This is a genomic window from Salipiger sp. (assembly GCF_059781815.1).
In genome coordinates, this window is the sequence record NZ_JBYNAH010000172.1 from 1 (window position 1) to 11,714 (window position 11,714).

10 protein-coding genes are annotated in these 11,714 nt (G+C 66.5%); 4 read left to right on the forward strand and 6 right to left on the reverse strand.

Going from position 1 to position 11,714, the window contains the following annotated elements:
* Positions 1-119 precede the first annotated feature (119 nt).
* The 5 genes from AC6RA4_RS17830 to AC6RA4_RS17850 form a co-directional block, all read right to left on the reverse strand.
* Positions 120-1,439: an NAD(P)/FAD-dependent oxidoreductase gene (locus AC6RA4_RS17830; RefSeq protein WP_500162665.1), complete on the reverse strand. Its 1,320-nt coding sequence runs from the start codon at positions 1,437-1,439 to the stop codon at positions 120-122.
* Positions 1,436-2,254: an ABC transporter permease gene (locus tag AC6RA4_RS17835; RefSeq protein WP_500162667.1), complete on the reverse strand. Its 819-nt coding sequence runs from the start codon at positions 2,252-2,254 to the stop codon at positions 1,436-1,438. The genes AC6RA4_RS17830 and AC6RA4_RS17835 overlap by 4 nt, the downstream gene beginning before the upstream one ends.
* Positions 2,251-3,141 (reverse strand): ABC transporter permease subunit, encoded by an 891-nt coding sequence (locus AC6RA4_RS17840; RefSeq protein WP_500162668.1) that lies wholly within the window; start codon positions 3,139-3,141, stop codon positions 2,251-2,253. The genes AC6RA4_RS17835 and AC6RA4_RS17840 overlap by 4 nt, the downstream gene beginning before the upstream one ends.
* A gap of 3 nt (positions 3,142-3,144) precedes the next feature.
* The gene (locus tag AC6RA4_RS17845) at positions 3,145-4,578 is read right to left on the reverse strand and encodes an ABC transporter ATP-binding protein (protein WP_500162670.1); all 1,434 of its coding nucleotides are present in this window, start codon (positions 4,576-4,578) and stop codon (positions 3,145-3,147) included.
* A gap of 67 nt (positions 4,579-4,645) precedes the next feature.
* Positions 4,646-5,731 (reverse strand): polyamine ABC transporter substrate-binding protein, encoded by a 1,086-nt coding sequence (locus AC6RA4_RS17850; RefSeq protein ID WP_500162672.1) that lies wholly within the window; start codon positions 5,729-5,731, stop codon positions 4,646-4,648.
* A gap of 151 nt (positions 5,732-5,882) precedes the next feature.
* On the opposite strand from AC6RA4_RS17850, the gene AC6RA4_RS17855 reads away from it, so the two are divergent.
* Both AC6RA4_RS17855 and AC6RA4_RS17860 read left to right on the forward strand, forming a co-directional pair.
* Positions 5,883-6,542: a GntR family transcriptional regulator gene (locus AC6RA4_RS17855; RefSeq protein ID WP_500162674.1), complete on the forward strand. Its 660-nt coding sequence runs from the start codon at positions 5,883-5,885 to the stop codon at positions 6,540-6,542.
* A 217-nt stretch (positions 6,543-6,759) separates the two neighbouring features.
* Positions 6,760-8,160 (forward strand): aspartate aminotransferase family protein, encoded by a 1,401-nt coding sequence (locus AC6RA4_RS17860; protein ID WP_500162675.1) that lies wholly within the window; start codon positions 6,760-6,762, stop codon positions 8,158-8,160.
* A gap of 98 nt (positions 8,161-8,258) precedes the next feature.
* Here AC6RA4_RS17860 and AC6RA4_RS17865 read toward each other — a convergent pair whose 3' ends face one another.
* On the reverse strand, positions 8,259-8,633 hold the full coding sequence (locus AC6RA4_RS17865) for a rhodanese-like domain-containing protein (protein WP_500162677.1): 375 nt from the start codon (positions 8,631-8,633) through the stop codon (positions 8,259-8,261).
* A gap of 250 nt (positions 8,634-8,883) precedes the next feature.
* Between AC6RA4_RS17865 and AC6RA4_RS17870 the strand changes: the two genes are divergently transcribed.
* Both AC6RA4_RS17870 and mutL read left to right on the forward strand, forming a co-directional pair.
* Positions 8,884-10,113, forward strand: a complete 1,230-nt coding sequence (locus tag AC6RA4_RS17870; RefSeq protein WP_500162678.1) for a urate hydroxylase PuuD — start codon at positions 8,884-8,886, stop codon at positions 10,111-10,113.
* A gap of 414 nt (positions 10,114-10,527) precedes the next feature.
* The coding region (mutL, locus tag AC6RA4_RS17875) for a DNA mismatch repair endonuclease MutL (RefSeq protein WP_500162680.1) at positions 10,528-11,714 on the forward strand (1,187 nt) is incomplete at its 3' end.

Sequence of the window (11,714 nt, forward strand, 5' to 3'; positions counted from 1 at the left end):
GCACTGACTGTCGAGGTCCTTCGGACTTGGCAGGGATAAATCGAGAGGCTCGACGCTCGGATCGCCATCCCGCGGGCCGGCGATGGCGCGGCGTCGTCCTGATCCCGATAGGTCTCTCTTCAAAGATCGAACAGCGTCGCCGTCGCGTAGGCCGGGGCCAGAAGCGCCCGGCGCCAGCTGCCCAGCGGGAAGCGGCGGGGGGCCTTGCGCATGACCTCGGGGTAGGGCCCGCGCGGCGGCTTGCCCTGCACCAGATCGGCCAGCAGCATGCCGGTGTGGCTCGCCATGGCGACGCCGTTGCCGTGATAGCCCAGCCCGGCGAACAGGCCCGGGTGATCCGGCACGGCTCCGGCAAAGGGCGTCAGGCTCGCCATCAGACAGACCAGCCCCTCCCATTCATGGGTGATCTCGGCCCCCTGCCACGCGGGGAACATTCGAGTGAAATCGGCGCGGATCTTGCGCGAGATCGACGCCTGCGCCCGCGGCGTGGCGGTGAGCCCGCCGCGCATCCCGAACAGGAAGCGCCCGTTCGGCATCAGGCGGAAGTAATGCAGCAGCACCCGCGTGTCATAGGCCATCTGCTGCGAGGTCCAGCCCTGCGCGTCGAGCTGGGATTGCTCGAGCGGCGCGGTGACGATGACGCTCGACTGGACCGGCAGGTAGCGGGCACGCAGCCAGTCGGGCAGATCCTCCGACGAATAGCCGTTGGTGGCGAGGGTCACGCGGTCGGCGGTCAGCGTGCCATGCGGCGTCTCGAGCTGCCAGCGCCCGTCCTTGCGCAGCGCGGTGACCGGGCTGTGCCCGTGCAGGACGGCCCCGGCCCCGAGCGCGGCGCGGGCGAGGCCGGCGTGATACTTGCGCGGGTTGAGCGCGAAGCCGATGGGCGTCGTCATGGCGCCGAAGAACGGCCCCGAAAGCCCGTGCGCCGCCATCTCCTCAAGCTCGATGAGCTGCGGCGTGACGCCGTATTCGCGCTCGGTCTCCTCAATCTCCGCTCGCATCTTGGCAAACGCCCGTGGCGAGTGGGCGATCAGCGTCTCGCCCTCGGAATGGGTGTCGGCCTCGATGCCGTTCTCGTCGATCAGGCGGCGGGCGGTGGCGACGGCGGCCTTCTCGGTGGCGCGCCAGCCGCGCAGGGCGGACTCGCCGTAGCGCCGCCGCAGATGGCCGCTCGAGGCCTTGGAGCCGCCGAGGCAGCAGAAGCCGCCGTTGCGGCCCGAGGCGCCGTAGCCCGCGTGCTCGGCTTCGAGCACGGTGACCTCGACCCTGTCCTGCGCAAGATGCAGCGCCGCCGAGAGTCCGGTGAAGCCGCCGCCGATGATCGCGACCTCGCTATGGCGCGGGCCGGGCAGCGCGGGCCAGTCGTCGGGCGCGACGGTGTCGGCCCAGTAGCACTTGCCCTGCGGCCCGTAGGCCGGGGCCTCGTAGATCCGTTTCATTCGCTGCGCTCGGCCGCCTGTTCATCGCGCGCCTGCGCCACCGCCGCCCGCTTGGTCACGATCGAGGCGGTGATGACGCCCGCGGTGACGATGCCGATGAGGATGGTCGAGAGCGCGTTGATCTCGGGGCTGACGCCGAGGCGCACCGCCGAGAAGATCTTGATCGGCAGGGTGGTGGCCGACGGCCCGGTGGTGAAGCTCGCGATCACCAGGTCGTCGAGCGACAGTGTGAAGGCCAGCAGCCAGCCCGAGATCACCGCCGGCGCGATGATCGGCAGGGTGACCAGACGGAACGCCTCGAAGGGCGAACAGCCGAGATCGAGCGCCGCCTCCTCGAGCGAGCGGTCGAAGCTGGTCAGCCGCGACGACACCACCACCGAGACGTAGCACATCGAGAACGTGGTATGCGCCAGCACGATGGTCAGCACGCCGCGATCGAGCCCGATGCCGATGAACAGGAGCAGCAGCGACAGGCCGGTGATCACCTCGGGCATGACGAGCGGCGCGTAGATCATGCCGGAAAACAGCGTCCGGCCCCAGAACCGCCCGGCGCGCACCAGCACATAGGCCGCCATCGTGCCGAGCACCGTGGCGATGGTCGAGGAGAACACCGCGACCTTGAGCGTCACCCAGGCCGCGTCAAGGAACTCCTTGTTGCGGAACAGCTCGCCATACCACTTGGTCGAGAAGCCGGCCCAGACGGTGACCAGGCGGCTTTCGTTGAAGCTGTAGACCACCAGCAGGATCATCGGCAGGTACAGGAAGGCGAAGCCGAGCGTCAGCGAGGTGACGTTGAACCAGGAAAAGCGTCTCATCCTTCGGCCTCCCGTGCCTTCTGCTCGTTGCGCTGGAACAGGATGATCGGGATGATCAGGATCAGCAGCAGGATCACCGCCACCGCAGAGGCCACCGGCCAGTCGCGGTTGGAGAAGAACTCTTCGAACAGCACCTTGCCGATCATCAGCGTGCCGGAGCCGCCGAGCAGCGAGGGAATGACGAACTCGCCGATCGCCGGGATGAAGACGAGGAAGCAGCCGGCGATGATGCCGTTGCGCGACAGCGGCCAGGTCACCAGCCAGAAGGCGGCGAGCTTGGAGCAGCCGAGATCCTCGGCGGCCTCGATCAGGCTCTCGTCCATCTTCTCGAGCGCCGAGTAGATCGGCAGCACCATGAAGGGCAGGTAGGTGTAGACGATGCCGATATAGACCGCGCTATTGGTGTTCATGATCTGCAGCGGCGCGTCGATGACCCCGAGCCAGAGCAGCACGGTGTTGAGCGTGCCTTCGTTCGACAGGATCCCCATCCACGAGTAGACCCGGATCAGGAACGAGGTCCAGAACGGCAGGATCACCAGCATCAAGAGTGTCGGGCGCCATTCATTCGGCGCGCGCGCCATGCCGTAGGCGATGGGATAGCCCACCAGCAGCGTCAGAAGGGTCGAGATCAGCGCGATCTTCAGCGAGCTGACATAGGCCTTCCAGTAGAGATCGTCGGTGGTGAGGAAGACGAAATTCTCGAAATCGAGCTCGGAAAAGAAGGCGCGGAGGCCCTCCCAGCCGAGCGAGAGGTCGAGCTGCGGGGTGTAGGGCGGGCGGGCCAGCGCGACGTCCGACAGCGAGATCTTGAGCACGATCACGAAGGGGACGAGGAACAGGACCAGCAGCCAGAGATAGGGAATGGCGATCAGGGTGAAGCGGCGCATGGCTTATTCCTCGAGCACGACGCCGGCGGTTTCGGTAAAGCCGATCCAGACCTCGTCTTCCCAGGTGATGTGCCGGTTCGAGAGGCGCCGGGCGTTGACCATCTGCGCCTTGACCATCCGCCCGGTGGCCAGCTCGACATGGTAGGTCGAGATGTTGCCGAGATAGGCGATGTCGATGACCTTGCCGGGCAGTACGTTGGGCCGGTCGGGCTTTTCGAGGTCGATGGTGACCTTCTCGGGGCGGATCGACAGGGTCACCGGCTTGCCGGCGAGCGCCGGGTCGGCATTGGCGGCGATGATCGGCGGCTGGCCCTCGGCCCAGTCGATGAGGATGCCGCCGGGCTTGATCGCGGGGGCAGGGGCTGGGGCGGGTTTCGGCGCCGGTCTGGCGGCGGCCTTGGCCTCGGCCTTGCGGGCGGCGGCGAGCTCTTCGGGGCTCGGCGGCGGCAATTGCGGCGTGGCGAGATCGCGCTGGCCGAGGAAGCGGGCGAAGACCTTCTTGTAGAGCCACTCGCCGCGCTCGTTGGGCGCGGGTTGGCGTGCATCGGTCGGGGCGTCGCTCTTCGCGGGGGCCTCGGGGGGGGTCTCCTCCGCCGCGGGCGCGGCGTCTTCGACCGGGGCCGGCGCGGGCTCCGGGGCTACCGGCTCTTCGGGGCGCGGCTTGGCGGTGCCGGGGATCAGGTTCACGTCGCCGATGAAATCGGCCACGTAGACCGAGTTCGGCGCCTCGTAGATCACGTCGGGCGTGTCGACCTGCACCAGACGGCCCTCGTCCATCACCGCGATGCGGGAGGCCACGGTCATCGCCTCTTCCTGGTCGTGGGTCACGATCACGAAGGTGGTGCCGGTCTTTTCCTGGATATCCATCAGCTCGAACTGCGTCTCTTCGCGCAGCTTCTTGTCGAGCGCGCCGAGCGGCTCGTCGAGCAGCAGGAGCTTTGGCGCCTTGGCGAGGCTGCGCGCCAGCGCCACGCGCTGCCGCTGGCCGCCGGAAATCTGGTGCGGCTTGCGCCTGGCGAACTTGGTCAGGCGGGTGAGGCGCAGCATCTCCTCGACGCGCTCCTCGATCATCGCCTTGTCCTTGCTCTCGCGCCTGAGGCCGAAGGCGATGTTGTCCCAGATCGACAGGTGCGGGAACAGCGCGTAGCTCTGGAACATCATGTTCACCGGGCGCTTGTTCGGCGGGACGTCGATGATGTCCTGCCCGCCCAGAAGGATATGGCCGTCGGTCACGCTCTCGAAGCCCGCGAGCATCCGCATCATCGTCGTCTTGCCGCAGCCCGAGGGGCCGAGCAGGGCGAAGAACTCGCGCTCGTAGATCTTGAGCGAGAGGTCGTCGATCGCGGTGAACTCGCCGAAGCGCTTGGACACGTTGCGGAACTCGATCAGGGGCTTCTTATCGGGGTATTCCCCGGGGGAAAATACGGTCTGGGCCATGTGGGGGATTCGTCCTGTCAGAGAAAGGCCCGCGCCTTGGGAAAGGCGCGGGCCGGTCAGTCGCGGATCAGGTGCCGGACTTGATCTTGGTCCACAGGCGCGTCACGGCGCGCTGGACCTTCGGCTCGTAGGGCGTGGTGGTGTAGGTGTTTTCCATCGCCTCGGGCGTCGGGTAGATCGCCGGATCGCCGATCACGTCCTCCTCGAGGAACTCCTGCGAGGCCTTGTTGCCGTTGGCGTAATAGACGTAGTTCGACGCCGCCGCCATGTTCTCGGCATCCATGATGAAGTTCAGGAAGGTGTGCGCCGCCTCCGGGTTCGGAGCGTCAACCGGAATGGCCATCTGGTCGAACCACATCTGCGCGCCCTCGTCGGGGGCATAGTAGGAGACCTCGACGCCGTTGTCGGCCTCGGCAGCGCGGTCACGCGCCTGCAGGATGTCACCGGACCAGCCCACTGCCACGCAGACATCGCCATTGGCCAGCGCGTTGATGTATTCCGAGCTGTGGAACTTCTGGATGTAGGGCCGGATCGCCATGTAGACGTCTTCGGCCTTGGCGATGACGTCGGGATCGTGGCTGTCGGGGTCTTCGCCGATGTAGTTCAGCGCCGCCGGGATCATCTCGGAGGGCGCATCGAGGAACATCACGCCGCATTCGGCGAGCTTTTCCATGTTCTCGGGCTTGAACACGAGATCCCAGGAGGTCACCGGCGCATCCTCGCCGAGGATTTCCTTCACCTTGGGTTCGTTCACGCCGAGGCCGGTGGTGCCCCACATGTAGTTGATGGCGTATTCGTTGCCGGGGTCATATTTCGAGGTCCGGTCCGAGATCACGTCCCACATGTTCTCGAGGTTCGGCAGCTTCGACTTGTCGAGCGGCTGGAACGCGCCGGCCATGATCTGGCGCTGCAGGAAGGTGCCGGTGGGCACCACCACGTCATAGCCCGAACCGCCGGCGAGCATCTTGGTCTCGAGAACCTCGTTGCTGTCGAACACGTCGTAGATCAGGTCGATCCCGGTTTCTTCGGTGAACTTGGCCAGCAGGCTCTCGTCGATATAGTCGGACCAGTTGTAGACCCGGACCTCTTCGGCCTGCGCCAGTCCGGCGGTCAGGGCGAGGGTCGCGGTGAGGGTCAGAAAGGGTGTCTTCATCATGTGCTCCCGGTTGGTCATGGGGTCTTGCCGCCCCGTGGCCCCTGAATTTGATCAAATGTTGCACCCGTTGGCAACATGGGAGATGTTTCCACGGCCCAACATGGCGTGCAAGATGGCTTAGCGGGCGCTTTGGTCAAGCAGGAGGCAGATGGTGAACATGCGGGCAGACAGCGCGGGGCTCCCGACACACGAGGTGGTCTATCGCCGCCTGCGGGACATGATTCTCTTCGGCGAGCTCGCGCCGGGGCAGCCGGTGACGATCCAGGGGCTGGTCGAGCGGCTCGAGGTCGGAATGACCCCTGTGCGCGAGGCGCTGCGGCGTCTGATCGCCGAGGGCGCGCTGGTGTTTCAGGGCAATCGGCGGATCACCGTGCCGGTGCTCGACGCCGCGGCGGTGGAGGAGCTGACGCTGGCGCGGGTGGCGCTCGAGCCGCAGCTGGCGCGGCGCGCGGCGGAGCGTTGCGACGCCGAGGGCGTGATGCGGCTTCGTGCCACGGACGCCCGGCTCGATGCGGCGATCGGGAAGGGGGACGTGACGGGCTACCTCGTGGAGAATCACCAGTTCCATACCGAGCTGAACGAAATCGCCAGCGCGCCGATTCTCACCGATCTGGTCGAGGGCTTGTGGCTGCGCTTTGGCCCCTCGCTGCGGGTGGTCTGCGGCCAGTTCGGCACGCGCAACCTGCCCGACCTGCACAAGGCGATCCTCGACGCGCTCGAGGCCGGCGATGCCGAGGCGGCGGCGCGGGCGATGGAGCAGGACGTGCGGCAGGGGATGGAACAGATCTCGGCGGCGCTGGAGGGCTGAGAGAGGCCGCCATTCGGTCTGTGTATGCGAGGTGCGCCAAGCCGACCGCTCAGGTTGCGATCGAGGCTTGAGCCAACCCGCATCTCCCTGCGCGCGCAGTTTGTCCAACCCTCGGTCGATCCGCCCTCGGCAACGCCCTGAAAGGCGCGATTCGATTGACAGTAAATAATTTGATCATATTCTGCGGCCAAACCCGGAATCTTCAGGAGACGCGGCCATGACGCTCATTTCCACCAATACCCCCACCGCCGAGCTTCAGGCGCTGGACGCCGCTCACCACATGCATCCGTTCACCACCGGTGCCGATCTCGCCCGCAAGGGCGCGCGGGTGATCACCCGTGCCGAGGGCTGCTGGCTCACCGACAGCGAGGGCGAGCGCATCCTCGACGGCATGGCGGGGCTGTGGTGCGTGAACATCGGCTATGGCCGCAAGGAACTCGCCGCCGCCGCGGCGCGCCAGATGGAAGAGCTGCCCTATTACAACACCTTCTTCCAGACCACGCATGTGCCGGCGATCCAGCTCTCGGCACGGCTGGCGGAGCTGGCGCCGGGCGACCTGAACAACGTGTTCTACGCCTCCTCCGGCTCGGAGGCGAACGACACCAACATCCGCCTCGTGCGCACCTATTGGGAAGAGAAGGGCCAGCCCGAGCGCAAGGTGATCATCTCGCGCTGGAACGCCTATCACGGCTCGTCCGTGGGCTCGGGCAGCCTTGGCGGCATGAAGGGCATGCACGCGCAGGGCGGCATGCCGATCCCCGACATCCACCACATCGACCAGCCCAACTGGTGGGCCGAGGGCGGCGACATGACGCCCGAGGAGTTCGGTCTCGAACGCGCCCGCCAGCTCGAGCAGGCCATCGAGGAGATCGGCCCCGAGAAGGTCGCGGCCTTCATCGCCGAGCCGGTGCAGGGCGCCGGTGGCGTGATCATCCCGCCCGCGACCTACTGGCCCGAGATCCAGCGCATCGTCGACAAATACGGCATCATCCTGATCGCCGACGAGGTGATCTGCGGCTTTGGCCGGACCGGCAACTGGTTCGGCTCCGAGACCATGGGCATCAAGCCGCACATCATGACCATCGCCAAGGGCCTGTCCTCGGGCTACCAGCCGATCGGCGGCTCGATCGTCAATGACGAGATCGCCGGCGTCATCGGCAAGACCGAGTTCAACCACGGCTACACCTATTCCGGTCACCCGGTGGCCGCGGCCGTGGCGCTGGAGAACCTGCGCATCCTCGAGGAGGAGAACGTCGTCACCCGCGTCCGCGAGGAGACCGGCCCCTATCTCAAGCAGAAATTCGAGGCGCTGGCCGATCACCCGCTGGTGGGCGAGGCCAAGATCGCGGGCTTCATGGGCTCTCTCGCGCTGACCCCGGACAAGGCCAGCCGCGCGCCCTTCGCCGCCGAGGCGGGCACCGTGGGCTACATCTGCCGCGAGCGCTGCTTTGCCAACAACCTGGTGATGCGCCATGTGGGCGACCGCATGATCATCTCGCCGCCGCTGGTGCTGTCGAAGGACGAGATCGACACGCTGATCGAGCGCGCCACCCGCTCGCTCGACGAATGCCACGCCGAGCTGCAAAAGCAGGGGCTGATGGTCGCAGGCACGCGCTGAGCGACCGGCGGGACCGCTTCCGCCCGGACAACAAGAGCCCGGCCTCCGCCGAACGGAGGCCGGGCTCTGTCATGTCAGCGCGGCTGGCGCTGTGCGGCTCAGCTCACCTGATGCGGCGCGCCGGTGGCCATGTTGGTGCCGATATAGGGCTTCTTGGCGCCTTTCCACGCGCCGAACCCGCCTTCCATGTGGGCGATACGGGCAAAGCCCGCGTCAATCGAGGCCCGCGCGACCTTTTCCGAGCGCACCCCCGAGCCGCAGTGGAACACGATGCGCTTCTCGGTCTGGCCCGGCAGCTTCGCGGCCTTGAAGAAGGCCAGCGGCATCAGCAGCGCGCCCTCGATATGCTCGAACATGTATTCCTGCGGCGTGCGCACGTCGATCAGGACGATCTCGTTCTTGTCGAAGGCCTCCTGTACCTCGTCCACGGTCCAGGTTTCGAGAATGCTGTCGCCGACCTGTTCGGTTTTCATGGCGTATGTCCTTTCGAACGTTGGGGAACGATTCTATTCCATATCTGTGATGTATCTCGCCGCAGGCAAGGGCAAGGGCGCGGAACTGGTCATGCCACGGGCAGATCCGCGGCATTTTCGCTGGCGCCGCGGCGGTCGCCGGGATTTCGGGATGCAAATCCGGGCGATATGGGCTTTCTAGAGAAGGGCGCGTCACCCCGGGACGGCGGCGCGCCGCCAGAACAATAAGAACACGGGACGGAGACGGGACATGATCAATTTCTTGGCGATCGAATCTTGGCTGGAGTTCGCCGTCAGGTGGCTGCACGTCATCACCGGAATCGCATGGATCGGCTCGTCGTTCTATTTCATCGCCCTCGATCTCGGGCTGCACCGCGACCGCAACCTCGCCTCCGGCGCCGATGGCGAGGAGTGGCAGGTCCATGGCGGCGGCTTCTACCACATCCAGAAATACCTCGTGGCGCCCGCCAACATGCCCGACGACCTGATCTGGTTCAAATGGGAGAGCTACGTCACCTGGATGTCGGGCTTCGCCATGCTGGTGCTGGTCTACTATCTCGGGGCCGAGTTCTACCTCGTCGACCCGGAGGTGCTCGACATTCCGTCATGGGCGGCGATCCTGATCTCGCTGCTGTCGCTCTCGGTCGGCTGGCTGGCCTATGATTTCCTCTGCAAGTCCAAGTTCGGCGACGACAACACCCGGCTGATGCTGTTCCTCTTCGTGGTGCTGGTGGCGATGGCCTGGGGCTATACGCAGGTGTTCTCGGGCCGCGCCGCGCTGCTGCATCTGGGCGCCTTCACCGCCTCGATCATGACCGCGAACGTATTCTTCATCATCATGCCGAACCAGCGCATCGTGGTCGACGACCTCAAGAACGGCCGCAAGCCGGATGCGAAATACGGCAAGATCGCCAAGCAGCGCTCGACCCACAACAACTACCTGACGCTGCCGGTGCTGTTCCTGATGCTGTCGAACCACTACCCGCTGGCTTTCGCGAGCGAGTACAACTGGATCATCGCCAGCCTCGTGTTCCTGATGGGCGTGACGATCCGGCATTTCTTCAACACCATGCACGCCCGCAAGGGCCGGCCCTACTGGACCTGGCCGCTGACCGCGATCCTGTTCATCATCATCATGTGGCTCTCGACCCTGTCGCTGCCCGGCGAGTCCGATTACGACGCCAAGGCCGAGGGTGCGGCAGCCCTGCGCTATGCCGAGGCCGAGGGCTTTGCCGAGGTGCAGGACATCGTGATGGGGCGCTGCTCGATGTGTCACAGCCCCGAGCCGGGCTGGGAGGGCATGGCCTGGGCGCCCAAGGGCGTGCATCTGGACAACGCCCGCGACATCGCGCGCCATGCCGAGGTAATCTATCTTCAGGCCGGTCTGACCCGCGCCATGCCGCCGGCGAACCTTTCCTACATGGAGGATTCCGAGCGCGCGGCGATCCGGCGCTGGTTCGAGGCGGCGGGCAAGAGCTGAACCGCGACAGGCGCGTGGCGGTCGCCCTCGCGGGGCGCCGCGGCGGACCCGACCGCGACCGCTACGGGCTCAGGCGGTTTCCTTGAACACCGCCGAGACGGGGCGGAACCAGAGGCTGGCGAAGCTCTCGCCGTAGATCTTGGCGATGGTCTCGTAGGTAAAGCGGTTCACGGGCATGGGTCACATCCTTGGTCTGATCGGGTCTCTTCCGGGTTCGATCCGAGGCTCTGCGGGGGCGCGTTGCGGGATCTGCTTCGGTGAGTGCGCAATGAAGCCGCAAAAGGTTCGGCGCTCAGGGTAATAATATGTCTCAAACTCGCCAATTAGGACTTTGGTTCCATGTGGTGGTGAAACCCGTTACGGCTGGCCTTTCCCCCGTTTCAGAATCGCAGTGTGCCTGCTAGGTTTGGTAGAATGAACACGTTCAGCCCCAATATGCGCCCGGTGATCCGACAGCTTGACGATTCCGCCATCAACCGGATCGCCGCTGGCGAGGTCGTCGAACGGCCCGCCTCGGCGGTCAAGGAACTGGTCGAGAACGCCATCGACGCCGGCGCCCGCCGGGTCACCATCGAGCTTGCCGATGGCGGCAAGACGCTGATCCGGGTCACCGACGATGGCTGCGGCATGACCGCAGACGAGCTGCCGCTGGCGCTGTCGCGCCACGCCACGTCCAAGATCGACGGCTCCGACCTGCTCAACATCCACAGCTTCGGCTTCCGCGGCGAGGCGCTGCCCTCGCTGGGCGCGGTCGGGCGGCTGACGATCCAGAGCCGCGCCAGCGGCGAGGAGGCCGCCGAGACCACTGTCGCCGGCGGGAAGATGGCGGCGGTGAAGCCCTGCGCGCTAAACAGCGGCACCGTGGTCACCTTGCGCGATCTGTTCTACGCCACCCCGGCGCGGCTCAAGTTCCTGCGCTCCGACCGGGCCGAGATGCAGGCGATCTCCGAGGTCATCAAGCGGCTTGCCATGGCCGAGCCCTCGGTCGGCTTCACCCTGCGCGACGTGAGCGACGGCAAGGACCGCACCACCTTCCGCGCCGATCCCTGCTCGGGCGATCTTTTTGACGCGCTGCGCGGGCGGCTGGCGCAGGTCATGGGGGCGGAGTTCACCGACAACGCGCTCAACATCGATGCCGAGCGCGAGGGCTTCCGCCTCACCGGCCTGGCGGCGCTGCCGACCTATTCGCGCGGCTCCTCGGTGGCGCAGCATCTCTTCGTCAACGGTCGGCCGGTGCAGGACCGGCTGCTGCTCGGCGCGCTGCGCGGCGCCTATGCCGATTTCCTGAGCCGCGAGCGGCACCCGGCGGTGGCGCTGTTCGTCGATTGCGATCCGCACAAGGTCGACGTGAACGTGCACCCGGCCAAATCCGAGGTCCGCTTCCGTGAGCCCGGGCTGGTGCGCGGGCTGATCGTCTCGGCGCTGCGCCACGCGCTGGCCGAGGCCGGGCACCGCGCCTCGACCACCGTGGCCGGGGCGACGCTGGGCGCGATGCGGCCCGAGCCCTCGGGCCCGCCGCGCGTCTACCAGATGGACCGCCCCTCGCAGGGCGCGCTCGGCGCCGCCTACCGGGCGCAGGCGCCGATGACGCCCGTCGAGCC

Excerpts from the sequence above, each read along its gene's own strand:
- AC6RA4_RS17845 (WP_500162670.1), bottom strand. The coding sequence starts at position 4,578 with ATGGCCCAGACCGTATTTTCCCCCGGGGAATACCCCGATAAGAAGCCC.
- AC6RA4_RS17850 (WP_500162672.1), bottom strand. The coding sequence starts at position 5,731 with ATGAAGACACCCTTTCTGACCCTCACCGCGACCCTCGCCCTGACCGCC.
- AC6RA4_RS17830 (WP_500162665.1), bottom strand. The coding sequence starts at position 1,439 with ATGAAACGGATCTACGAGGCCCCGGCCTACGGGCCGCAGGGCAAGTGC.
- AC6RA4_RS17840 (WP_500162668.1), bottom strand. The coding sequence starts at position 3,141 with ATGCGCCGCTTCACCCTGATCGCCATTCCCTATCTCTGGCTGCTGGTC.
- AC6RA4_RS17860 (WP_500162675.1), top strand. The coding sequence starts at position 6,760 with ATGACGCTCATTTCCACCAATACCCCCACCGCCGAGCTTCAGGCGCTG.
- AC6RA4_RS17865 (WP_500162677.1), bottom strand. The coding sequence starts at position 8,633 with ATGAAAACCGAACAGGTCGGCGACAGCATTCTCGAAACCTGGACCGTG.
- AC6RA4_RS17835 (WP_500162667.1), bottom strand. The coding sequence starts at position 2,254 with ATGAGACGCTTTTCCTGGTTCAACGTCACCTCGCTGACGCTCGGCTTC.
- AC6RA4_RS17870 (WP_500162678.1), top strand. The coding sequence starts at position 8,884 with ATGATCAATTTCTTGGCGATCGAATCTTGGCTGGAGTTCGCCGTCAGG.
- AC6RA4_RS17855 (WP_500162674.1), top strand. The coding sequence starts at position 5,883 with ATGGTGAACATGCGGGCAGACAGCGCGGGGCTCCCGACACACGAGGTG.